This is a genomic window from Bradyrhizobium sp. LjRoot220 (assembly GCF_964252915.1).
Lineage (GTDB): Bacteria > Pseudomonadota > Alphaproteobacteria > Rhizobiales > Xanthobacteraceae > Bradyrhizobium.
The window spans coordinates 695,382-716,238 of sequence record NZ_CAXUPS020000002.1 but is presented as its reverse complement, the minus strand read 5'-3'; the positions used below and the strand labels follow the sequence as shown (position 1 = coordinate 716,238).

Genomic DNA, 20,857 nt, shown 5'->3' with positions numbered 1-20,857 from the left:
GCTTACGCCGAGAACCCTGCCGTTCCCGCCGCCTACCGCATTTTCCTGCTGCCGCCCCGATATGGGGTGACAATAGTGGAGATTCGAGGGTTAACCCCGCGAATCCCCACACATTTTTGTGTACGTCGTGCGTCCGGTTGTCCCATAGCACGGCTTTTGCATCGACCCGGTGCGACTAGGCCCGCCGGGTCTCCGCCTCAGGTAACTTGCGTTACTTGAGTTCAACCTTGGCGCCGGCCTTTTCGAGCTGGGCCTTGACCTTCTCGGCTTCGTCCTTGTTCACGCCTTCCTTGACCGGCTTGGGCGCGCCTTCGACGAGGTCCTTGGCTTCCTTGAGGCCCAGGCCGGTGATGGCGCGGACTTCCTTGATGACTTCGATCTTCTTGTCGCCGGCGGCGGCGAGAACGACCGTGAACTCGGTCTTTTCTTCAGCAGGAGCGGCGGCAGCGCCACCACCGGCCGGACCGGCAACCGCAACGGCGGCTGCGGCGGACACGCCCCACTTTTCTTCGAGGAGCTTTGCGAGCTCGGCAGCTTCGAGCACGGTCAGGCTCGAGAGGTCGTCGACGATTTTCTGTAAGTCAGCCATTGATCTGTTTCCTTAAACGTATTGGTTCGAACCAGGGTTGATTTGCGAAGGGTCAGGCCGCTTCGCTCTTTGAGGCATAGGCCTGGACGACGCGCGCGAGCTTGGCCGCGGGCGCAGTCGAGAGCTGAGCGATCTTGGTCGCCGGCGCCACCAGGAGGCCGACAATCTTTGCGCGCAGTTCATCGAGTGACGGCAGCGAGGCAAGCGCCTTGACGCCGTTAACATCCAGGACGGTTTTACCCATCGAGCCGCCGAGAATGACGAACTGTTCGTTCGTCTTGGCGAATTCGATGGCAACCTTCGGCGCCGCTACCGGATCGTCTGAAGTAGCGATCACGGTCGGCCCCTTCAGCAGGGAACCGATGGCAACGACATCCGTGCCTTCAAGAGCAATTTTGGCAAGACGGTTCTTCGAGACCTTCACCGACGCACCCGCCTGCTTCATCTGCATGCGCAGCTTCTGCATCTGGGCAACGGTGAGGCCGGAATAGTGGGCGACGACTGCAACGCTGGTGGTCTTGAAGACCCCGTTCAGCGCTTCAACCGCGTCCTTTTTTGCCGCTCTTTCCACAGCAAGCTCTCTCCGGTTGGCGGCCTTCGCGTGAGACGAGACCGCCGGGTTGCACCCATCGTCTCACCTAAAACCTGACCTCAAGACACCAGTCCTTCGGACACGTCGGGCAAGACGACATTGAAAAGCCTGCCCTCCCGAACCAGATGGCGCGGGGTGTCGAGGTTCGAACCAAATTGGCCCACACGCCGCACGAGGCGACGTCAAAGCAAAATCCGGTCTTCACCCGTCTGTGCAGGCTATGCGATTAAGCCGTTGAAGAGACTTGCATCTCTGCTCAGGCGCCTGCAGTCTTGGACAGGATCGAGGTTATCCGGCAAGCCGGACGCCCCCTGCCGCATTCCAACCGGACGATGGGTTTTCCTTCCTTTCGAGCAATCCATAGCGGATGTCCTGAAAGGAATGATCTCCTACCGTATCGGGTTTTCGGAATGCGAGCACAGACGTGCCAGCAACGGCCAGCACGCCCGGAAGCCGTTCTTTACCGAGTCTCGCCCGGCTTGCCAAGGGCAAAATTCAGGCCGCGGCCACATGTGGGAAAACGCGCCAAATCGTCCCGAATCCCCCTTCCCGGCCCAGTTCCTACCCGTCACGGCGAGGCCAGCGGCGCAGGACACCGACGATCAATCGAGTTTCACAGCGTACGGCAACGGCCTTCCGGCAAAATACGCCTCGAGATTGGCCATCACGCAGTCCTGCATCGCCACATGCGATTCGAGCGTGTGGCCGCCGATATGCGGGGACAGCACGACGTTCGGCAATGCCGTCAGCGCGTCGGGCGCGTGCGGCTCCCTGGCGTAGACGTCGAGACCGGCGCCGGCGATGGTCTGGTCGGTCAACGCCGCCACCAGCGCCTGTTGATCGATCACCGAACCGCGGGCGATGTTGACGACATAACCGTCCTTGCCGAGTTTCTTCAGGATCGTGCCGTCGACCACGTGATGGGTGTCGCTGCCGGCACGAACCGCGATCATCAGCACGCTGCACCATTCCGCCAGCGCCTCGAGCGTTGGAAAATACCGGTACGGCACGTCGTGCTTGCTGCGGCTGAAATAGCCGACCTCGGTTTCGAAGGCCGCGACACGCGCGGCGATCTTGCGGCCGATCTCACCCATGCCGTAGACGCCGATTTTGCGCCCGAGCATGCCGGCCTGCGGACGCATCATCGGCGACGGTTTTGCGGCCGCCCAACTGCCGCCGCGGACATAGTCGTCGGCCACCAGCAGGCGCCGGGTCGTCGCCAGCATCAGCGTCACGGCGATGTCGGCAACCGAAGCGGCATTCGCGCCCGGACTGTGGCCGAGCGCAATCTTGCGCTTGGCCACAGCGGCGAGATCGACGCCGTCATATCCGGTGCCGTAACAGACGATGGCGGCAAGGTTCGGCATCCGATCCATCACGCCGGCGCCGAGCGCGGTTCCGCCCGCGGTGATCATGGCGCGGATGCCGGAGAGCTGCTCGGCGGAGAACATCTCGTTCGGTGGCTTGCCCGCGGCGTCCAGCAGTTCGAAGCGCTCACCGATCCGCAGCATCAGGGCATTTGGGAAACGCGAATAGACCAGGACTTTTTCGGGCATGTTGTTGTTCTTTCCCTTGTCGCAATAGCAAAGGGCGGAACCGGTCACCCGATTCCGCCCCGTTTTCTCATAGCTGCCGCAAGGACTTAACCGAGCAGCGTGCCCGGCTCGACCTTGACGCCCGGGCCCATGGTGGAGGAGACCGCCACGCGCTGGATATAAGTGCCCTTGGAACCGGCGGGTTTGGCCTTGGAGACCGCATCCGCGAGCGCCTTGACGTTCTGCACCAGCTTCTCTTCGGTGAACGACGCCTTGCCGATACCGGCCTGCACGATGCCGGCCTTCTCAACGCGGAACTCGACCGAGCCGCCCTTGGCGCCCTTCACGGCAGTGGTGACATCCATCGTCACGGTGCCGATCTTCGGGTTCGGCATCATGCCGCGCGGACCGAGCACCTTACCGAGGCGGCCGACCAGCGGCATCATGTCGGGAGTGGCGATACAACGATCGAAATCGATCGCACCGCCCTGCACCTTCTCGACCAGGTCTTCGGCGCCGACGACGTCAGCGCCTGCGGCCCGGGCTTCATCCGCCTTGGCGCCGCGCGCGAACACGCCGACGCGCAGCGTGCGGCCGGTGCCGTTCGGCAGGGTCACCACGCCACGGACCATCTGGTCGGCGTGACGCGGATCGACGCCGAGATTGATCGCGATCTCGATGGTCTCGTCGAACTTCGACTTGGCGCGTTCCTTGACCATCTTGATGGCGTCCGCGAGCGGATAGAGCTTCTCGCGGTCGACGCCCTCGCGGGCCTTCTTCAAACGTTTTCCGATTGCCATGACCCGTTACCCCGCAACTTCCAGACCCATCGAACGGGCGGAGCCCTCGACCATCTTCATGGCCGACTCGACGGAATCACAATTGAGATCCTTCATCTTCTTCTCGGCGATCTCGCGCACCTGCGCTTTGGTCACCTGGCCGGCCTTGTCGCGGCCCGGGGCTTTCGAACCGGACTGGATCTTGGCGGCCTGCTTGAGGAAGAAGGACATCGGCGGGGTCTTCATCTCGAAGGTGAACGAACGATCGGCATAGATCGTGATCACCACCGGGATAGGGGTGTTCTTTTCTTCCTTCTGCGTCTGGGCGTTGAACGCTTTGCAGAATTCCATGATGTTGAGACCGCGCTGACCAAGCGCGGGACCGATCGGGGGCGAAGGATTCGCAGCACCCGCCGGCACCTGCAATTTCAGGTATCCGGTCACTTTCTTTGCCATACGTCACTCCTCATGTTGCTCCGGATCATCCGGCAGCTTCACAGGACCGTGGTGCGGTTCAACGGATGACTGGCAATCATCCATCTCCTCCCACGGCACTTTTCAAGCGGCATCGCCGCTCGACAACGATCAGACCTTCTCGACCTGACCGAATTCCAGTTCGACCGGGGTAGCGCGGCCGAAGATCGACACTGCTACCTTCACGCGGCTGCGCGCCTCGTCAATTTCCTCGACCACGCCGGAGAACGACGCGAACGGCCCATCGGCCACGCGGACATTCTCGCCGATTTCGAACGACACCGAGGCCTTGGGACGTTCGACGCCTTCCTGCACCTGGTGCAGGATCCGCATCGCCTCGGACTCCGAGATCGGCATCGGCTTGTTTTCAGCGCCCAGGAAGCCGGTCACCTTGGGCGTGTTCTTGATGAGATGGAACGCCTCGTCGGTCAGCTTCATCTTCACCAGCACATAGCCCGGGAAGAACTTGCGCTCGGCGTCGATCTTGCGGCCGCGGCGCACTTCGGTGACCTTTTCGGTCGGCACCAGCACCTGCTCGAACAGTTCCTCGAGCCCGCGCTGCTTGGACTGTTCACGGATCGATTCCGCGACCTTCTTCTCGAAGTTCGAATAGGCGTGAACGATATACCAGCGCTTGTCCATGGTTTGAATTCCGGTGCTCATCATTGGACGCCCAGCAGGAAGGTGATGAGATAGCGGATGATCATATCCGCGGCGAAGAAGAAGATCGAAGCCAGCGCCACCATCACGAACACCATGATCGTGGTAATGGTCACTTCGCGGCGGGTCGGCCAGGTGACCTTGGCGGTCTCCGAGCGCACTTCCTGCAGGAACTTGAACGGGCTGAAAGCCATCGTTGGGTACCGCGTCCTTCGTAAGACCAATGTCTGAATTTAAGTGAATCCGAACAGCCCTCTAGCGCCCAGCCCTCTCTCGAAGGATGAGCCGCCAAGCGGGCTCGATTGTTCGGGGGATTTAAAAGCCGCGCCGGATATCCGCATAACGGGCCGGCAGCAGGTGGCGGGTATCTACTGCCAGTTCGGTAAAAGGTCAAGGTATGGCGCAACGACCTGCGGCGGTCGGAAACGCCCCGGGCCGGCCCGAAGCCCTTGGTTAACCGCTGGTGCCGGGTGCGCCTCAAATCCGAAGCAGCGCGTGGCTTGGTTCTTAAAGGCTCCCCGCCATCCTGACGGTTCCATTGATGACCATGAGGTGACGATGTCGCTGCCCAGCCAACCCCAGACCGGCCAGGACGGGCCTGCAGGCGACATCGCCTGGAGCGTTCTCGATGCGGCCAACGACCTCGGCGATACCGTCACGATCGACGCCTGCCGGCGTGTCATTGACGCGAATCTGCGCGGCCTTGCGCCCGCGACATCGGACATCGCGATCGTCATGGGATTCTTCGGCTAGTTCCGGACCGGCGGCAGGAATCTCGCGCAAGTCCTTGATTTGGCTGGCAGGGGCGGCAGGGCTCGAACCTGCGACAACCGGTTTTGGAGACCGGTACTCTACCAACTGAGCTACACCCCTACGCAAAACCATGCGTCGCCGCCGGTTTCGGCCCGTTTCAAGCATAGGCCATGCCCCGATTGCAAGGGCGAAGCCGTTAACCGCCCTCTGGAAATCGGTAACCGCCCTGTTCAAGTCAAGGGTTCTGCGCCAAACTTGGCTCCCTGCCATAACAAACAAGAGCAAATGGGAGAGACCATGAACGCGCAGACCGCCCCCAAACACGCCGCCTCGCCGCAGACCCCGTCCCTCCCCCACGCCAAACCCGAGCAGATCGGACTTTCCACCGCCCGCCTGCAACGCATGTCGGACGCCTTCAAGCGCGAGGTCGACAAGGGAACCCTGCCGGGTGCGACCGTGCTGGTGGCCCGCCGCGGCCAGATCGGCTGGTTCGACGCGATCGGCCGGCAGGCCCCGGCGTCTTCCGCAGCCATGACGCAGGACAGCATCTTCCGGATCTTCTCGATGACCAAGCCGATCGTCTCGGTCGGCATCATGATGCTGATCGAGGATGGCCACTTCCTGCTCAGCGATCCCGTCGCGAAATTCATCCCGGAATTTGCCGGCCAGAGGGTCGGTATCGAGAACAACGGCCAGCTCGACCTGGTGCCCTTGAAGCGGCAGATGACGGTGCAGGACCTGCTGCGCCATACTTCGGGTATCACTTACGACCACACCGGCAACGGTCTGGTGCAACAGCTCTATCAGCAATCGCGACTGCGCAGCCGCAAGATCACCAATGCCGAACATGCCGCGATGGTCGCGAGCATGCCGCTGATCTGCCAGCCCGGCGCCGAGTGGAATTACAGCCGCTCCACCGACATCCTAGGCCGCATCATCGAAGTCATCTCCGGCAAGTCGCTCGGTGCCTTCCTGACCGAGCGCATCCTGGCGCCGCTGCAGATGGCCGAGACCGCCTTCCACACCGGGGCGGAAAATGCCGGCCGGCTGGCCGAGGCGTTCCCGACCGATCCGTGGAACGGCGACAAGGTCCAGCTCTTCAACATGCTGGAGAAACCGGTGATGGAATCCGGCGGCGGCGGACTGGTCTCGACCACGATGGACTATGCCCGCTTCAGCCAGATGCTGCTCAACGGCGGCACGCTGGATGGCGTCAGGATCGTCGCCCGCAAGACGCTGGAGCTGATGGCGTCCGATCATCTCGCGCCGTCCGTCAAGGTCAACTCGCCGTTGATGCCGGCCGGCCACGGCTTCGGGCTCGGCTTTGCCGTCCGCACCCATGACGGCATGGCGCCGTTCCCGGGCTCGCGCGGCAACTTCTTCTGGAGCGGGATGGCCGGAACGTTCTTCTGGATCGATCCGAAGGAGGACCTGTTCGCGGTGTTCATGATGCAGGGCCCGGGCCAGCGTGAGTACATCCGGACGATGCTGCGTAATCTGGTGTACGCGGCGGTGGAGTGATCTTCGTCGTCCCTGCGAACGAACGCAGGGACCCATACGCCGTGTCGCCAATTGTTGCGGACGACACGGCGTTACGGATGGGCCGCGGAGTATGGGTCCCTGCGTTCGTTCGCAGGGACGACGAGGCACCTTGCGTTTTCAGCTGATCGTCGCCCCGCCGTCGATCACGATGGTCTGGCCGGTCATGAAGTCGCCGGCGGCCGATCCCATGAACACGGCGGCGCCTGCGATTTCATCGGGGACGCCGATGCGCAGCAGCGGCGAGCGCGCCGTGGAGGCCTTCAGCGTCTCCGGATTGTCCCACAGCGCCTTGGCAAAATCGGTCTTGATCAGGCCGGGCGCGATGCAGTTCACGCGGATGTTGTGCTTGCCGTATTCGCAGGCGAGGTTGCGCGCGAGCTGCATGTCGGCGGCCTTCGAGATCGCGTAGGCGCCGAGCACGGTCGAGCCCTTGAGGCCGCCGATCGAGGACACAATGATGATCGAGCCGTCCTTGCGCTCGATCATCTGCGGCACCACCATGTTGATTAGCCAGTTGTTGGCGACGATGTTGTTGTCGAGGATCTTGCGGAACTGATCGTCGGAGATGCCGCCGAGTGGACCGTAGTAAGGATTGGACGCGGCGTTGCAGACCAGCACGTCGATCTTGCCGAAGGCGCGGTTGGATTCATCGACCAGGTTCTGCAGATTTTCCTTGCTGGAAATGTTGGCGGCAATCGCAACCGCCGTGCCCTTGCCGAACTTGTCGTTGATCTCCTTGGTGACGGAATCGCAGACGTCCTGTTTGCGCGAGGAGATCACGACCTTGGCGCCGTGCTCGGCCATCCGCTCGGCGATCGCCTTGCCGATGCCGCGCGTCGAGCCGGTGATCACGGCGACTTTGCCCTTCATGTCGAACAAGCTCATGTCTCTCTCCCTGATGTTGGCCCAGCGGTCCGCCGGTTCTCGTTTTTCAAATTCAAGCTAAGCAGCCTTTGTGGTTCTCGACAACGCGGGATCAAGCAAGCTTGCCCCGGGGCTCAAGCAAGCTTCGTCGCAGGCGGGACGACTTCCGGCCCGGCTGGCTGATGCATCGCATTGTGCGAGGCGTCCGCGATCCATGGCTGCTGGTTGACCATCGGCAGCCGCCAGAGTGAATGGTTTTCGCTTGCGACGTGATCGAGCCGCGTCACCGAGCAATTGTCGATGTCGAAGGCGAGGCCCTTTTCCGGCAAGCCGCCGAGCGCAAGACCGACCGCGGCCTTGATCGTACCGCCATGGGTCACGGCAATCACGTCCTTGCCGGGATGCTCCCTGGTGATGCGCTCGATCGCGCCGCAGACGCGGTTGTAGAGATCCATGAAGCTTTCGCCGCCGGGTGCGGCTTCGTCGATCGCCGCGAACCAATGACTGCCGGCGGGACGGCTCGCCAGAAATGCCGCGCGATTCAAGCCCTGCCATTCGCCGAGATGCTGTTCGGCAAAGTCTTTTATGTGCGGCATCTCAGCGGGTCTGGGAAATCCGGCGGCCCAGATCGCGTCCGCGGTCTGATGGGTGCGCTTCAGGTTGCTTGCATACCAGACTGCGTTGCGCGGCAGGATTTTGCCGACCGCGTCGAAGACCACCCGATCGCTGGTGTCGCAGCCGAGATCCTTCTGCCCGTAGATGCAGCCGCCATCCTCGCGGACCGGCGCGTGCCGCACCCACCACCAGCGCGTCGTGACCTCATTCGGTCTGCCTGGATTGGACATAGCCAAAGCCCCTCAATAGTGTTTGCAATCGTCTTTGATGTCGCTGTACGTCAGAGCACGCATCGCCTCAAGTCACTTCGACGTTCTCGAGCGTTTGAAATCTTGTTTGAATTCCGCAAGGCGGCAAGCGCCGACCGATACATCCAGGGAGAAACTCATGGGCCGCCTCGAAGGCAAATCCGTCATCATCACCGGCGCAGGCAGCGGCATTGGACGCGCGGCCTCCTTGTTGTTCACCAGAGAAGGCGCAAAACTGATCGCGGTCGACCGCAGCGAGAGCGTGATGGAAACCGCAAAGCTCGTCAGCGATGCCGGCGGTACCGTCGAAGCCGTGATGGCGGATGCGGGTTCGGAGTCCGACGTGAAGGGCTTCATCGACAAGGCGGTCTCGAAATACGGCAGACTCGATGCGATCTGGGCGAATGCCGGCGTCAGCGGCGGGCTGGTTCCGATACCCGAACAGACCGTCGAGCATTGGCAGGAGGTGCTGCGCATCAATTTGATCGGACCGTTCCTCGCGATCAAGCATTCGATGCCGCACATGATCCAGCAGAAGTCGGGCTCGATCGTCTGCACCGCATCGGTCGCGGGCCTCAAGGCCGGCGCCAGCGGACATCCCTATGGCGCGAGCAAGGCCGGCGTGATCAGCCTGGTGCAGACCACAGCCTATTCGCTGTCCGGCACCGGCGTGCGCATCAACGCGGTCTGTCCGGGCCTGATCGAAACCGGCATGACCAAACCGATCTTCGACAATGCGAAGGCGCGCGGCACCGACGGCAAGATCGGCCAGCTCAACCCCTTGAAGCGCGCCGGCCAGCCGCATGAACTGGCAGCGATGGGACTGTTCCTCGCCAGCGACGATGCGTCCTACGTCAACGGCCAGGCGATCCCGGTCGACGGCGGCCTGACGGCCTCGATGCCGTATGCGGGGAAGCCGGTTTGATTGAACGTCCATCAACTGGTCGTCCCCGCGAACGCGGGGACCCATACCGAGTGATCTCTCGGTGAAGCCTTGGTAGCAGAGAGCTTTCGCAAAACTACTCCCGGTGGTTATGGGTCCCGGCGCAAGGCCGGGACGACAGCGGTGTTTGTTGTCATACTGTGGCCCAAACACACTTTCGCCTTCTCGCGACGCTGATCGCCCGAGGTTTGCTGGAAACTTCCCGCCCTCCAATTGAGAGGGCGCAGGGAATGCCGGATGCGCGCTGCACCCGCGATCTCATGTGCAATGTGCACAAGAAAGTGCGCACATGAGCATACAGGGCAGCGGAGAACATCCGACATTCCCTGCGCAATGGCTTTACGGCTTATAACGAGCTCTCCCCGGAGAACGGCTCTTTTGCCTCCGTTGCGCCCTGAAAACTATTGTCTCCAAGTGCATTGACGCCAGCACCGCGACGTCAGGACCACACGCCTTTGCCGTACGCTCTCGTGCCGTTCGTTATCGGCACTACCAGCGTCCACCGCGACCCGTCCCAACGATCGTGACGATCATGATACGCCCCTCTGGCGGGACGGGATGGCGAAGATATAGACTGATTTTGTCTTCTGTAAAAGCGAACTATTTTTTATTTCAGGGCTTGACACGATTTCCGGCAATCGGAATTGATTTGCCCGTCGGGTTGATTTGTCGCACGCGGGGTCGGAAGATTGCGCTTGCGTGCAAGGCGACGCAGCTGGTGTTTCGCAATTCACTCCGTTGGACTGCCGCCCATGTGTGAGACACAATCGCTTCTGTGACAGCGAATTCGATGCACCAACTAGTTAAGTGCACCGAATCATATGGAATGACGCTGAGAGTTCACGCCTGCAGGAGACTTCCCCTCACCGGCGAATAATCGACCGGCACCAGCAAGCGATCCCCGATCGCTCCTACCATCAGTCCGTGCTCTGCGTGCGTCACACGCTTGATTTCGGACCATTCGGTGTCGGCCATGAAGGCCGACCATGACGCGGTCTTGCTCGCCTCATCGGGCCATTCCAGCAGATAGGCAAATTCCGTTCTGTCACCAAACCTGGTTTCCCACATCGCGACTATCCGAAAGCCGTATCTGGTACGCATGATACGCGCCGCGTGATCGCGAAAACGGTTGTGGAACGCGGCCTTGTTCCTTTCGAAGATTTCATAGATGCGAAGTTGTTGGATCACGGCCAGATCTCCTTTTGCGCCGGAGATATGATCGCGGGGTGGTCTGTCAATTGCTCTGGTCCACACCATCCCGCGATCGGTTCCATCAAACAACCGAGCTCACAGCCCGTCGGGCGGGATGCCTGTCATGGTGGCCGCCACCGGCCGGGCGCGGACGCGCTCGCGGTAGAACGCGTAGAGGCCGGACGATATGATGATCGACGCGCCCAATAGCATCATCGCATCCGGCTTGTCGCCGAACATGAAATAGCCGAGCAGCATGGCCCACAGCAGCGCGGAATAGCGGAACGGCGCGACCGCCGAGATATCGCCCGACCGCAACGCCACGATCATGCATTGATAGCCGATCAGCACCAGCACGGCCGCCAGCGCCAGCATGCCCAGCGCGCGACCGGACGGCGGCGTCCAGCCGCCGAGCGGAAACAGGATGAGCGCGCCCGCCGTTGTCACCGTCACCGTCATCAACAGCGTGATGAACAACGAGGGGATGTGCGCCGGTATTTTCCTTGTCGACAGATCGCGCAGTGCGCAGAACGCCACCGACACAAGGGCATAGAGCGAAAACTGGTTGAAGCCCGCAATGCCCGGCCGCACGATGACGAGCATGCCGATAAAGCCGGCCGCGATCGCCAGCCAGCGCCGCCAGCCGACCGGTTCGCGAAACACCAGCGCGGCACCCAGCGTGATGGCGAGCGGCAACGCCTGAAAGATCGCCGAGGTATTGGCCAGCGGCAGGTGCGTGAGGGCCGCCATGAACGATATCGTGCCGCCGACCTCGCCGACGACTCGCAGCGCCACCGGCGCCGTCATCACCGCGCGGAACGGGCGCAATGCGCGCTGATGGAATGCGAGGGCTGCGACCAGCACGATCGCGAACAGGCCGCGCACCAGCATGACCTGGCCGAAATTGATTTCGGCCGACACCGCCTTGGTGATGGAATCGTTGATCGTAAAGGCCGCCATGGCGGTGGCCATGATCAGGCTGCCACGGATATTTGGGGGGAGAGCCACGTCAGATCCAGTGGATCGTAGGGTGGGCAAAGCGACAGCGTGCCCACCATTGGCAAAAAGACTTGGGAGAGATGGTGGGCACGGCGCGAATGCGCCTTTGCCCACCCTACGATTGCGGCACCTCGCGGCGCGACCTTTTCAGGTCGCGCCGGCCTTCTGCGCGTATTCCCAGGAAGCCTGCGACAGCGGCACCGTGCGCTTCGCCGACTCGATGGCCTTGGCGTTGGCCGCGGTGCCGTCGCGGATCCGGCCCGCAATACCCTGCGTGATGCCGGCAAGGCGGAACAGATTGTAGGAGAAATACCAGTTCAGGTCGGGGACCTCGGTGCCGGTGACGTTGCAGTAGATCTGCGCGGCCGCTTCCATGCTCGGAATGTTCAGCGCCTTGAGATCGGCGTTGGCGAGGCCCGGCATGGTCCATTGCATCAAGAGGTAAGTGAAGTCGGCCATGGGATCGCCGAGCGTCGACAATTCCCAGTCCAGCACCGCCTGCACCCGCGGTTCGGTGGCGTGGAAGATCATATTGTCGAGGCGGTAGTCGCCGTGCACGATCGACACGCGCTTCTGTTCGGGCACCGTCTTCGGCAGCCATTCCGCGAGCTTTTCGAATTCCGGAATGTGCTGGGTTTCGGAGGCGCGGTATTGCTTGGTCCAGCGATCGACCTGCCGTGCAAAATAATTGCCGGGCTTGCCGAAATCGCCGAGGCCGATGGCCTGCGGATCGAAGAGATGCAGCTTGGCGAGCGTCTCGATCTTGCTGGTGAAGATCTTGTAGCGATCTTCCGGCGTCTGGCTCGGAAGCGTGGGATCCCACAGCACCCGGCCCTCTTCCATCGACATGATGTAGAAAAAGGAACCGATCACGCCGTCGTCGGTACACAGCGCATAGGCCTTCGCGACCGGAAAGCCCTGCTTGCTCAGCGCGGCAATAACGCGGAATTCGCGATCCACCGCATGTGCCGACGGCAACAATTTGCCGAACGGCCGGCGCCGCATCACATAGGATTTTCCTGGCGTATCGAGCCGGTAGGTCGGGTTGGACTGGCCGCCCTTGAACTGCAGGACGGTCAGCGGTCCCTGATAGCCTTCAACGTTTTCGCGCATCCATGCATCAAGGCGCGTCTCATCGATCCGATGACGCTCCTCGACTTCCTTGGTGCCCGAAAATTCCTCGTCTTTCCTGACGCCGTCCGCCACGATGACGCTCCCTTACTTTATCATCCGTCATTCCGGGGCGATGCGCAGCATCGAACCCGGAATCTCGAGATTCCGGGTCTGGTCCTACGGACCATCCCGGAATGACGGCGGGGAGAACGCGCTCCCATTTTGTTACTGGTTAGTGCGACGTGTTTGCATACTTCCGAAGTTCAAGTCTGGCAATGGCGCGATTGTGCACCTCGTCCGGACCATCCGCCAGACGCATGGTGCGCATCGAGGCATAGTCCCGGGCGAGACCCGCGTCGTCGGAAACGCCGGCGCCGCCATAGGCCTGGATTGCCTGATCAATGATCTTCAGCGCCATGTTCGGCGCCGCCACCTTGATCATGGCGATCTCGAGCTGGGCGGTCTTGTTGCCGACCTTGTCCATCATATCGGCGGCCTTGAGGCAGAGCAGACGGTTCATCTCGATATCGGTGCGGGCCTCAGCGATGCGCTGTTCCCAGATCGAAAACTCGACGATCTTCTTGCCGAACGCCGTGCGCGACGACAACCGCTTCACCATCTTCTCCAGCGCCTCTTCGGCCTTGCCGATGGTGCGCATGCAGTGATGGATGCGGCCCGGACCGAGACGGCCCTGCGCGATCTCAAAACCGCGGCCCTCGCCGAGCAGGATGTTCTCCTTCGGCACACGGACGTTCTCAAGCAGCACCTGCGCATGGCCGTGCGGCGCGTCGTCATAGCCGAACACCGGCAGCATCTTCTCGACTTTGATGCCGGGGGTGTCGAGCGGAACCAGGATCTGCGACTGCTGGGCATGGCGCGCGGCCTTCGGATCGGTCTTGCCCATCAGGATCGCGATCTTGCAGCGGGGATCGCCGACGCCAGACGACCACCATTTGCGGCCGTTGATGACGTAGTGATCGCCATCCTTTTCGATCCGGGTTTCGATATTGGTCGCGTCCGACGACGCCACCGCCGGTTCCGTCATCAGGAAGGCGGAGCGGATTTCGCCGTCCATCAGCGGCCGCAGCCACTTCTTCTTCTGCTCCTTGGAGGCATACCGCATGAACACTTCCATGTTGCCGGTATCGGGCGCAGAGCAGTTGAACACTTCGGAGGCCCAGCTGATGTGGCCCATCTCTTCGGCGAGCGGCGCATATTCGAGGTTGCTCAATCCCGCGCCACGGAATTCATCGTCCTCGTGCGACGACGGTGGCATGAACATATTCCAGAGGCCCTCGGCCCTGGCTTTCTTCTTCAACTCTTCCAGCACCGGGATCACCTTCCAGCGCGGGCCTTCCTCGTCCTGCTTCCGGTAGATCGGCACCGCAGGGCGAACATGCGTGTTCATGAACGATCGCACGCGGTTGAGCCATTCGGTCTGGCGCTCTGACATATTGAAGTCCATGGGACGCTCCCTTCTCTCGGTATTCGGCGGCTTTTGAAAGCTTTGGCGGCACTGTCTGCCCGCCCCTCGCGCGCCGCAAGAGATTTGCTGGCGCTTTGCGGGAGATGGATTGACTTTTGCCCTTCAAACGATAGTTTCATACAAGTGTTTGAATTGCAACTCCCCAAGAGGGGACCAGATATGGCGTCCGATCATACCCGCTCTGCCATTCTTGCCGCCGCTGAACGGCTTTACGCCGATCGCGGTTTTGGCGATGTGACGTTGCGCGACATCGTTGCCGAGGCGAACGTCAATCTCGCCGCGGTGAATTATCATTTCGGCTCCAAGGACGAGCTGATCGCGGAATTGTTCGTGACCCGCAGCCTCGCCACCAACCGCGAGCGGCTCAACGAACTGAAGGCCGCCGAAGAAGAAGGCGGCGGCCGCGCCTCGATCGAGGCCATCATGCACGCGCTGGTCGGGCCGACCTTGCGCGGCTGTCTCGGTCCGGACCGTGAAGGCTCGACCGCGGCGCGCTTCATGATCCGCGCCTCGATTGAATCAGTGCCCCCGATCCGCCGCATCAAGAATCGCGAGGTCGATCATCTGCGGAAATTCGTCGCCGCGATGCGCCGCTCCCTGCCCGGCCGCGACGATGCCGAACTCTATTGGGGCCTGCATTTTGCGCTCGCGATGTCGCACCACACGATCAGAGAAAAAGAGCGGCTGACGAAATTGTCGGAAGGCCAGTGCGACCTCAACGACGTGAATGCGATCGTCGACCGCGTGGTCACGGTGTCGGTGATGGCGCTGACCGGCGGGGAGCCGGCGAAGAAGGCGCCGGTGCGGCCGGCGGCGCCGTATGGAAGGCTGACCCGCCAGGATCTGTGAACTTCACCATCACAGCCGATCCCGATGCGGCACGACATCCGCGGTACTCGCACGCAAAATCGGAGGCACTTACCTTGCCTAGACGATCCTCTGCGCCTTCAGCGCCTCGACCTTCGCATCATCATAGCCGATCGTCGCCAGCACTTCCTTCGTGTGTGCACCCAATAGCGGTGGGGCGCGATACTCCTGCACCGGGGTGCCGGAGAAGCTGATGGCGTTGCGGATCAACGACAGCTCGGGCTCGAAGGGATGATCGACCTTGACCCGCATGCCGCGCGACTGGACATGCGGATCTGAAAACACCTGCTCGAAATTGTTGATCGGACCGGAGGGCACGCCGGCCTTCTCCAGCTCGTCCAGCCAATACGCCACCGGCTTCTTCAGGAATAATCCGGCGAAGATCGCCATGATCTCCTTGCCGTGCACGACGCGGTCGTTGTTCTTGAGGAATCTTGAATCGGTCGCGAGCTCGGGAGCGCCGAGCACGGCGCAGGTGCGCGCGAACTGGCCGTCATTGCCGACCACCAGCATCAATTCACCGTCGGTGCAGCGGAACACGCCGGCGGGCATGCCGCCATTGCCCCAGGTGCCGCGCCGCGGCGGCGTTACGCCGTTGACGAGGTAGATCTGCAACCAATGCGACAGCGAGGCGATCACGGTGTCGAACAGGCAGACGTCGACATGCTGCCCCTCCCCGCCATTGACCTTGCGATGAAACAGCGCCGAGAGAATTCCGATCGAGGTGTTCATGCCGGTCATGTAGTCGACGATCGACGGGCCGACCTTCATCGGTCCCTCGCCGGGCTCGCCGTCGATATGACCGGTGACGCTCATCAGGCCGCCCATCGCCTGCAAAATCGCGTCGTAGCCGGCGCGCGGCGCATAAGGTCCGGTCTGGCCGAAACCGGTCACCGAGCAATAGATGATGCCGGGGTTGATCGCCTTGATCGATTCGTAATCGAGCCGGTAGCGCTTGAGGTCGCCGACCTTGTAGTTCTCCATCATCACGTCGCACGACTTTGCGAGCTCGCGGATGATGTCCTGGCCCTCGGGCGAGGCGATGTTGACGGTGACCGACTTCTTGTTGCGGTTGGCGCACAGATAAAACGAGTTGTTGTTGTTCGCCTTGCCTTCCGGGTCCTGCAGGTAGGGCGGGCCGAACGCGCGGGCATCGTCGCCGCCGCCGGGACGTTCGATCTTGATCACCTCGGCGCCGAGATCGCCCAGCATCTGCGCCGACAGGGGCCCCGCCAGCACCCGCGTCAGGTCGAGAATTTTGATGCCTTTGAGTGGCAGAGCCGACATGAAACTTCCTCCGAAACTTCTGATTTGGTGGCGCGGGATGTCCCCCGGCGCGCTCGATGCCCAGCCGATACACTATTTTGCGGCGATGAGCCCTGCACTGGCGACATGCGGGTATCCGCCTGCGGCTTGCGGCACGGCGCAACGCCTCAGCCCGGCGCATTAAAGGTCCGCGCAAAAAACACCGGGGCCCTGGCCTTCTTCAGCCGGTATAGCTGCGCCGGCCGGTTCGGCCCCTTGCGCATCTTGGCCACCGGCTCGATCAGGTCCGCCGCCAGCATCCGGGTGCGGAACGCGCTCTTTTCCAGCGGGCGGTCGAGCACGATTTCATAGACCCGCTGCAGGTCCGGCAGCGTGAATTCCGGCGGCATCAGGTAAGCCGGCAACGAGGTATACTCGACCTTGCTGCGCAGGCGCTGGACCGCCGCCTCCAGAATATCGGCATGATCGAAGGCAAGCCTGACCTTGGGCTTGCCCGAACCCACGGCAAACCACCGCGCGTCGGCGGCGCCAGGCCCGCTCGCGGGCAAATCGGGCATCAGCGCGAAATAGGCGTGGGTCGCCGACCAGCCACGGGGATCGCGGCCGGCGCTTCCCCAACTGCCCAATTGTTCGAGATAGGGACTGACCATGCCGGTCTTTTCCCGGAGCTTGCGGACCGCACAGGCCTCGAGATCGCGGTCGCGGTCGATGTCCACGAAACCGCCCGGCAACGCCCAAAAACCCGGAAACGGTTCATTCTCACCGGCCGGGCGTTGCACCAATAGAACTCTGAGCGCCTCTTCCCGGACGGCGAAGATGACGACATCGACCGTCGTCAGCGGCCGCGGAAAGTCCAGCGCCCCCGGCTTGCCCGGATTTTTCTCCCGTCCCTGCTCCATGGCCCGAGTCCCCGTCCGTGAACCTTTTTGCCGCTGGGCTTGACAATAGCATACTTAGTTGTACTGTCCAACTTACTTAGTTGTTCAGACACACTTATTAACAAACCTATTGGGAGAGCGCGTCATGTTCGGAATTCGGTTCATCAAGGCCCAGCCGACCACCTATCTGATGAAATACCGCGCCGGCGCGGTTACCCAGGAAGGCGCCGGCCTGTCGGGCTTCTATTACGCTCCGGTCACCTCGCTGGTCGCGGTGCCGATCGGCAGCCGCGACGCCGCCTTCATCTTCGAGCAGATCGCGCGCGACTTTCAGGCCGTCACCATCCAGGGCCACGTCACCTATCGCGTCAGCGATCCCAAGCGCGCCGCCGCCATGCTCAATTTCACGCTCAAGAAGGACGGCAAGAATTACGAGTCCGACGACCCCGAGAGATTGCCGCTGCGGATCCTCGGCACCGTCGAGGTGCTGGCCCAACAGGCGGTCAAGGAGCTGACGCTCAAGGAAGCGCTGCAGGCCTCCGACCGGATCGCCGACATCATCGCGACCGGGCTCAAGAGCCGCGCCGACATCGCCTCCCTCGGGCTGGAAATCCTCGGCGTATCGATCCGCGCCGTCAAGCCGACGCCGGACACCGCCAGGGCGCTCGAAGCCGAAGCGCGCGAGGCGATCCTGCGCAACGCCGACGAGGCGATCTTCGCCCGGCGCAATTTCGCGGTGGAGCAGGAACGCGCGATCCGCGAGAGCGAACTCGACACCGAAATCGCCGTCGAGCAAAAGAAGCGCTCGATCCGCGAGACCCAGATGGATGCCGAGGCCAGCGTCGTCGCCAAGCAGAACGAACTGCGCGAAGCCGGCATGGTCGCCGACATCACGCTGGAAGGAAAACGGAAAGATTTCGTGGCGCTCAACGCCGAAAACACCCGAACACTCGCAGACGCGGAAGCCTACCGTGTCGGCGCGCTGATGAAGATTTTTGAGGGCGTCGACACCAGGGTGATCCAGGCGCTCGCGGCCTCCGGCATGCAGCCCGGCCAGTTGATCGCGCAGGCGTTCGGCGGGATCGCCGAAAAGGCCGAGCGGATCGGCCAGTTGAACGTCTCGCCGGAACTGCTCAACGCACTGATGGAGAAGCCGAGGGAGACCGCACATGCCCGCCGCCAATGACCGCAAGGTGGTGCTGGTCACCCGCAAGACGCGGTTGGAAGATTTGATCGCGAAATACCTGACGGCCGCGCAAGCCAGATTCTATGTCGAGCATCTCGGCGCCGACTTCTCCGACTATCAGCGCGAGCACGACGTCTATCAGGCAGAGCAGCACCGCACCGTGCAGGCGCTGGAGCAATGGGGCCGTTACCAGATCATCGACCGGAGTTTCCTTCCCAACTTCCTGTTCGGCCCCGCCGACATCGTGGTCGCGCTCGGCCAGGACGGCGTGGTCGCCAACACCATGAAATATCTCGACGGCCACCCGCTGATCGGCCTCAACCCGGATGCCCGGCGCTACGACGGCATCCTGCTGCCGTTCGTGCCGGACGACCTCCCTGCCCTGCTGCGCGAGGTCGCCGCCGATAAGCGCGCATTCAAGGCGGTGACGATGGCCAGGGCCACGCTTACGAACGGCCAGGTCCTCCACGCCGTCAACGAGCTCTTCATCGGCGCGCGCACGCACACCTCAGCGGTCTATGAAATCGTGGCCGGCCAGCACAAGGAGACGCAGTCGTCGAGCGGCCTGATCGTCGCCACCGGCCTCGGCTCGACGGCGTGGTTCAAGAGCATCGTCACCGGCTCGCTCGCCATCGCCGGCGCCTCCGGCAGCCAGATCAAGCCCGCCCCCTACTCGGCGCAAGCCTGGGACTGCGACGCCTTGCGCTTTGCCGTGCGCGAACCGTTTCCGAGCCGCACCTCGCAGGTCAATCTGGTCTACGGCGAGCTGACAAAATCCGAGCGGCTCAGCGTCCGCTCCTTGATGCCGGAAAACGGCGTCATCTTCAGCGACGGCATCGAAGCCGACCGCCTAGAATTCAATTCGGGAACCGAAGCGCAGATCACCGTCGCCGATCGGGTCGGCCGGCTGATCGTGTGATGGGGTCAAGCGGCGCATTGCGCGTGTGCGACCGCGACATTGTCACCGAAATGTCGCGGAACAGGTTTTCTCGCGCAGCGTTCCTCTGGTGTGAAGCGAACGGATGCGCGGCTCAATCGGCAATGTCGCAGTGGAGGCGAGGAACGGAAGCGCCGTCGCCGACGTTATTTCGTACCGGTTTGGCTTGCGACGATGCGCTTTTGCGGGCGATCCGTACGCAACCATCGCTAATCGACGATTTCAGAACAGCGCTCGAACTCGAAAAATCGAACCGCAAGGAATTCCAGCAGCTGACAACGGGTGCGCTCATGCCGGAAAACAAAACCAGTCGGCAAATCTACGACGAGAGCATAAAAATTCGCCGGCAAGTCGACGACGGCCGGCCAAGACAATCCGAGGACGACATTCAGCGCGAGCAACTCGGACCGCGCGGGGTGCCTGGAAAGCCGGATCCCGCAAAAATGGTCCCGCAACGCAGAAAGAAGACGCCTTCGGATTTTGATCCCGGCCATACGGCTTGAGGCCCGGATGCGCCCGGCCGGGTCAGATCATGCTGCCAGGGATGAAGCAGCGGATCGAGATGCCGAGCGCGTCCTTGATCGGCCACACCATGGTTTTCCCGGCACGGTTTGGTTCGGTGATAACGGCGTCATCGGGAACGAGAATCCATTGCCCGTCGAGCCGGACACGGTAATGCCCGTCCTTGGATTCCCAATCGGGGTCGGCGACTGCAAATCCATCTGCATCGGAACAGCACGGACCCTTGCCGCTTCTGAGGCTGTCGAACCATGATTTGAGGGGTGATCCGGCATACCGGCCGTCATCACGCGCCAGCGCGCTTCCGACCATCAGAGCGGTCACAAATAATGCCGGCAACAACACCGGCAGCGGCAAAGCTTTAGAGAGACCAAGTCGGTTCATGCCGTCACCGCCGATGCGAGAAGGAACTGGATCTGCAAGTTACAAATCACCAACTCGCCCGAAGTTCCTTCGCCGGCCGTCCTCCTGCGGGCAACAGAGGTCGCCCGAGCAACAGAGGTCGCCGCAGTCCAGAAGTCCTTCTAGCCGCCCAGCACATTTCCCCATCCATCGAACACAAAGCCATTCCAGGCGACACTTCCATCGTCCTGCGCGACGCTGGAACGGCGGAACGCCGCAGCCTCGTCGCCGGTCCACGCAATGATGGTGTCCGATATCCGGTCATGAAGAATGGCCGGCGCCGAAGGATCAAAGTCCTTCATGGGATGCAGCGTAGGTGGTGGCTCGCGGTGTGGCATGGGTTCACAACCCCTGACTTCCATCAGTTGCCGGGCGTGTAGCCCGTCTTTGAAATGCGAACGCAGGCGTCCGCAATCGTG

The 20,857-nt window shown here is 62.1% G+C and carries 24 protein-coding genes and 1 tRNA gene; 7 read left to right on the top strand and 18 right to left on the bottom strand.

The window, feature by feature from the left end; translation table 11 throughout:
* Window positions 1–211 precede the first annotated feature (211 nt).
* The 7 genes from rplL to secE form a co-directional block, all read right to left on the bottom strand.
* Window positions 212–589: a 50S ribosomal protein L7/L12 gene (gene rplL / locus ACSQ84_RS11990; protein WP_029081779.1), complete on the bottom strand. Its 378-nt coding sequence runs from the start codon at window positions 587–589 to the stop codon at window positions 212–214.
* Between the two features lie 52 nt (window positions 590–641).
* A complete protein-coding gene (rplJ, locus tag ACSQ84_RS11985) occupies window positions 642–1,160 on the bottom strand; it encodes a 50S ribosomal protein L10 (protein WP_436211864.1) in 519 nt (172 codons plus the stop codon).
* A gap of 623 nt (window positions 1,161–1,783) precedes the next feature.
* A complete protein-coding gene (locus ACSQ84_RS11980) occupies window positions 1,784–2,737 on the bottom strand; it encodes a 2-hydroxyacid dehydrogenase (protein WP_436212275.1) in 954 nt (317 codons plus the stop codon).
* A gap of 86 nt (window positions 2,738–2,823) precedes the next feature.
* The gene (gene rplA / locus ACSQ84_RS11975; protein WP_436211863.1) at window positions 2,824–3,516 is read right to left on the bottom strand and encodes a 50S ribosomal protein L1; all 693 of its coding nucleotides are present in this window, start codon (window positions 3,514–3,516) and stop codon (window positions 2,824–2,826) included.
* Between the two features lie 6 nt (window positions 3,517–3,522).
* Window positions 3,523–3,951: a 50S ribosomal protein L11 gene (rplK, locus tag ACSQ84_RS11970; protein WP_065728804.1), complete on the bottom strand. Its 429-nt coding sequence runs from the start codon at window positions 3,949–3,951 to the stop codon at window positions 3,523–3,525.
* A gap of 129 nt (window positions 3,952–4,080) precedes the next feature.
* The gene (gene nusG / locus ACSQ84_RS11965) at window positions 4,081–4,611 is read right to left on the bottom strand and encodes a transcription termination/antitermination protein NusG (RefSeq protein WP_192734252.1); all 531 of its coding nucleotides are present in this window, start codon (window positions 4,609–4,611) and stop codon (window positions 4,081–4,083) included.
* A gap of 20 nt (window positions 4,612–4,631) precedes the next feature.
* A complete protein-coding gene (gene secE, locus ACSQ84_RS11960) occupies window positions 4,632–4,823 on the bottom strand; it encodes a preprotein translocase subunit SecE (RefSeq protein ID WP_436211862.1) in 192 nt (63 codons plus the stop codon).
* Window positions 4,824–5,187: 364 nt separating this feature from the next.
* Between secE and ACSQ84_RS11955 the strand changes: the two genes are divergently transcribed.
* A complete protein-coding gene (locus tag ACSQ84_RS11955) occupies window positions 5,188–5,382 on the top strand; it encodes a hypothetical protein (protein WP_436211861.1) in 195 nt (64 codons plus the stop codon).
* Between the two features lie 44 nt (window positions 5,383–5,426).
* Here ACSQ84_RS11955 and ACSQ84_RS11950 read toward each other — a convergent pair.
* Window positions 5,427–5,502: transfer RNA gene (locus ACSQ84_RS11950), tRNA-Trp, on the bottom strand.
* Between the two features lie 177 nt (window positions 5,503–5,679).
* Here ACSQ84_RS11950 and ACSQ84_RS11945 point away from each other — a divergent pair.
* A complete protein-coding gene (locus ACSQ84_RS11945) occupies window positions 5,680–6,903 on the top strand; it encodes a serine hydrolase domain-containing protein (protein WP_436211860.1) in 1,224 nt (407 codons plus the stop codon).
* 138 nt (window positions 6,904–7,041) lie between these two features.
* Here ACSQ84_RS11945 and ACSQ84_RS11940 read toward each other — a convergent pair whose 3' ends face one another.
* Together ACSQ84_RS11940 and ACSQ84_RS11935 are read right to left on the bottom strand one after the other, a co-directional pair.
* A complete protein-coding gene (locus tag ACSQ84_RS11940; RefSeq protein ID WP_436211859.1) occupies window positions 7,042–7,809 on the bottom strand; it encodes an SDR family NAD(P)-dependent oxidoreductase in 768 nt (255 codons plus the stop codon).
* Window positions 7,810–7,922: 113 nt separating this feature from the next.
* On the bottom strand, window positions 7,923–8,633 hold the full coding sequence (locus ACSQ84_RS11935) for a histidine phosphatase family protein (protein ID WP_436211858.1): 711 nt from the start codon (window positions 8,631–8,633) through the stop codon (window positions 7,923–7,925).
* A gap of 157 nt (window positions 8,634–8,790) precedes the next feature.
* Here ACSQ84_RS11935 and ACSQ84_RS11930 point away from each other — a divergent pair, with 157 nt between their 5' ends.
* Complete coding sequence (locus ACSQ84_RS11930; protein ID WP_436211857.1) at window positions 8,791–9,576, top strand: SDR family NAD(P)-dependent oxidoreductase; 786 nt, start codon at window positions 8,791–8,793, stop codon at window positions 9,574–9,576.
* A gap of 858 nt (window positions 9,577–10,434) precedes the next feature.
* Here ACSQ84_RS11930 and ACSQ84_RS11925 read toward each other — a convergent pair.
* The 4 genes from ACSQ84_RS11925 to ACSQ84_RS11910 form a co-directional block, all read right to left on the bottom strand.
* Complete coding sequence (locus tag ACSQ84_RS11925; protein ID WP_436211856.1) at window positions 10,435–10,875, bottom strand: NIPSNAP family protein; 441 nt, start codon at window positions 10,873–10,875, stop codon at window positions 10,435–10,437.
* A gap of 6 nt (window positions 10,876–10,881) precedes the next feature.
* Entirely contained in the window at window positions 10,882–11,793 is a 912-nt protein-coding gene (locus ACSQ84_RS11920; protein WP_436211855.1) for a DMT family transporter, read from the bottom strand.
* Window positions 11,794–11,931: 138 nt separating this feature from the next.
* The gene (locus ACSQ84_RS11915) at window positions 11,932–12,990 is read right to left on the bottom strand and encodes a phosphotransferase family protein (RefSeq protein WP_436211854.1); all 1,059 of its coding nucleotides are present in this window, start codon (window positions 12,988–12,990) and stop codon (window positions 11,932–11,934) included.
* Window positions 12,991–13,129: 139 nt separating this feature from the next.
* Window positions 13,130–14,362 (bottom strand): acyl-CoA dehydrogenase family protein, encoded by a 1,233-nt coding sequence (locus ACSQ84_RS11910; protein ID WP_436211853.1) that lies wholly within the window; start codon window positions 14,360–14,362, stop codon window positions 13,130–13,132.
* Between the two features lie 180 nt (window positions 14,363–14,542).
* On the opposite strand from ACSQ84_RS11910, the gene ACSQ84_RS11905 reads away from it, so the two are divergent.
* Window positions 14,543–15,232, top strand: coding sequence for a TetR/AcrR family transcriptional regulator (locus tag ACSQ84_RS11905; protein WP_436211852.1), 690 nt, complete (start codon window positions 14,543–14,545; stop codon window positions 15,230–15,232).
* Between the two features lie 78 nt (window positions 15,233–15,310).
* Here ACSQ84_RS11905 and ACSQ84_RS11900 read toward each other — a convergent pair whose 3' ends face one another.
* On the bottom strand, window positions 15,311–16,537 hold the full coding sequence (locus ACSQ84_RS11900; RefSeq protein WP_436211851.1) for a CaiB/BaiF CoA transferase family protein: 1,227 nt from the start codon (window positions 16,535–16,537) through the stop codon (window positions 15,311–15,313).
* A gap of 146 nt (window positions 16,538–16,683) precedes the next feature.
* Window positions 16,684–17,415: an NUDIX hydrolase gene (locus ACSQ84_RS11895; protein ID WP_436211850.1), complete on the bottom strand. Its 732-nt coding sequence runs from the start codon at window positions 17,413–17,415 to the stop codon at window positions 16,684–16,686.
* 124 nt (window positions 17,416–17,539) lie between these two features.
* On the opposite strand from ACSQ84_RS11895, the gene ACSQ84_RS11890 reads away from it, so the two are divergent.
* From ACSQ84_RS11890 to ACSQ84_RS11880, 3 genes are all read left to right on the top strand, one after another.
* Window positions 17,540–18,580 carry an SPFH domain-containing protein gene (locus tag ACSQ84_RS11890; RefSeq protein ID WP_436211849.1) on the top strand — a complete coding sequence of 347 codons (1,041 nt, stop codon included), beginning with the start codon at window positions 17,540–17,542 and terminating at the stop codon, window positions 18,578–18,580.
* Window positions 18,564–19,499 carry a sugar kinase gene (locus ACSQ84_RS11885; protein WP_436211848.1) on the top strand — a complete coding sequence of 312 codons (936 nt, stop codon included), beginning with the start codon at window positions 18,564–18,566 and terminating at the stop codon, window positions 19,497–19,499. Before ACSQ84_RS11890 ends, ACSQ84_RS11885 begins: the two co-directional genes overlap by 17 nt.
* Before the next feature lie 308 nt (window positions 19,500–19,807).
* Window positions 19,808–20,020, top strand: coding sequence for a hypothetical protein (locus ACSQ84_RS11880; RefSeq protein WP_436212274.1), 213 nt, complete (start codon window positions 19,808–19,810; stop codon window positions 20,018–20,020).
* A 22-nt stretch (window positions 20,021–20,042) separates the two neighbouring features.
* Here the strand turns inward: ACSQ84_RS11880 and ACSQ84_RS11875 are convergent, their stop codons facing one another.
* Together ACSQ84_RS11875 and ACSQ84_RS11870 are read right to left on the bottom strand one after the other, a co-directional pair.
* Window positions 20,043–20,420: a hypothetical protein gene (locus ACSQ84_RS11875; RefSeq protein ID WP_436211847.1), complete on the bottom strand. Its 378-nt coding sequence runs from the start codon at window positions 20,418–20,420 to the stop codon at window positions 20,043–20,045.
* Between the two features lie 140 nt (window positions 20,421–20,560).
* The gene (locus tag ACSQ84_RS11870) at window positions 20,561–20,740 is read right to left on the bottom strand and encodes a hypothetical protein (RefSeq protein WP_436211846.1); all 180 of its coding nucleotides are present in this window, start codon (window positions 20,738–20,740) and stop codon (window positions 20,561–20,563) included.
* Window positions 20,741–20,857: the final 117 nt, after the last annotated feature.

What these genes read in the sequence shown, in the direction of transcription:
- rplL (WP_029081779.1), bottom strand. Translation starts at nt 589, where the DNA reads ATGGCTGACTTACAGAAAATCGTCGACGACCTCTCGAGCCTGACCGTG.
- ACSQ84_RS11980 (WP_436212275.1), bottom strand. Translation starts at nt 2,737, where the DNA reads ATGCCCGAAAAAGTCCTGGTCTATTCGCGTTTCCCAAATGCCCTGATG.
- rplA (WP_436211863.1), bottom strand. Translation starts at nt 3,516, where the DNA reads ATGGCAATCGGAAAACGTTTGAAGAAGGCCCGCGAGGGCGTCGACCGC.
- rplK (WP_065728804.1), bottom strand. Translation starts at nt 3,951, where the DNA reads ATGGCAAAGAAAGTGACCGGATACCTGAAATTGCAGGTGCCGGCGGGT.
- nusG (WP_192734252.1), bottom strand. Translation starts at nt 4,611, where the DNA reads ATGGACAAGCGCTGGTATATCGTTCACGCCTATTCGAACTTCGAGAAG.
- secE (WP_436211862.1), bottom strand. Translation starts at nt 4,823, where the DNA reads ATGGCTTTCAGCCCGTTCAAGTTCCTGCAGGAAGTGCGCTCGGAGACC.
- ACSQ84_RS11955 (WP_436211861.1), top strand. Translation starts at nt 5,188, where the DNA reads ATGTCGCTGCCCAGCCAACCCCAGACCGGCCAGGACGGGCCTGCAGGC.
- ACSQ84_RS11945 (WP_436211860.1), top strand. Translation starts at nt 5,680, where the DNA reads ATGAACGCGCAGACCGCCCCCAAACACGCCGCCTCGCCGCAGACCCCG.
- ACSQ84_RS11940 (WP_436211859.1), bottom strand. Translation starts at nt 7,809, where the DNA reads ATGAGCTTGTTCGACATGAAGGGCAAAGTCGCCGTGATCACCGGCTCG.
- ACSQ84_RS11935 (WP_436211858.1), bottom strand. Translation starts at nt 8,633, where the DNA reads ATGTCCAATCCAGGCAGACCGAATGAGGTCACGACGCGCTGGTGGTGG.
- ACSQ84_RS11930 (WP_436211857.1), top strand. Translation starts at nt 8,791, where the DNA reads ATGGGCCGCCTCGAAGGCAAATCCGTCATCATCACCGGCGCAGGCAGC.
- ACSQ84_RS11910 (WP_436211853.1), bottom strand. Translation starts at nt 14,362, where the DNA reads ATGGACTTCAATATGTCAGAGCGCCAGACCGAATGGCTCAACCGCGTG.
- ACSQ84_RS11905 (WP_436211852.1), top strand. Translation starts at nt 14,543, where the DNA reads ATGGCGTCCGATCATACCCGCTCTGCCATTCTTGCCGCCGCTGAACGG.
- ACSQ84_RS11900 (WP_436211851.1), bottom strand. Translation starts at nt 16,537, where the DNA reads ATGTCGGCTCTGCCACTCAAAGGCATCAAAATTCTCGACCTGACGCGG.
- ACSQ84_RS11895 (WP_436211850.1), bottom strand. Translation starts at nt 17,415, where the DNA reads ATGGAGCAGGGACGGGAGAAAAATCCGGGCAAGCCGGGGGCGCTGGAC.
- ACSQ84_RS11890 (WP_436211849.1), top strand. Translation starts at nt 17,540, where the DNA reads ATGTTCGGAATTCGGTTCATCAAGGCCCAGCCGACCACCTATCTGATG.
- ACSQ84_RS11885 (WP_436211848.1), top strand. Translation starts at nt 18,564, where the DNA reads ATGCCCGCCGCCAATGACCGCAAGGTGGTGCTGGTCACCCGCAAGACG.
- ACSQ84_RS11880 (WP_436212274.1), top strand. Translation starts at nt 19,808, where the DNA reads ATGCCGGAAAACAAAACCAGTCGGCAAATCTACGACGAGAGCATAAAA.
- ACSQ84_RS11875 (WP_436211847.1), bottom strand. Translation starts at nt 20,420, where the DNA reads ATGAACCGACTTGGTCTCTCTAAAGCTTTGCCGCTGCCGGTGTTGTTG.
- ACSQ84_RS11870 (WP_436211846.1), bottom strand. Translation starts at nt 20,740, where the DNA reads ATGAAGGACTTTGATCCTTCGGCGCCGGCCATTCTTCATGACCGGATA.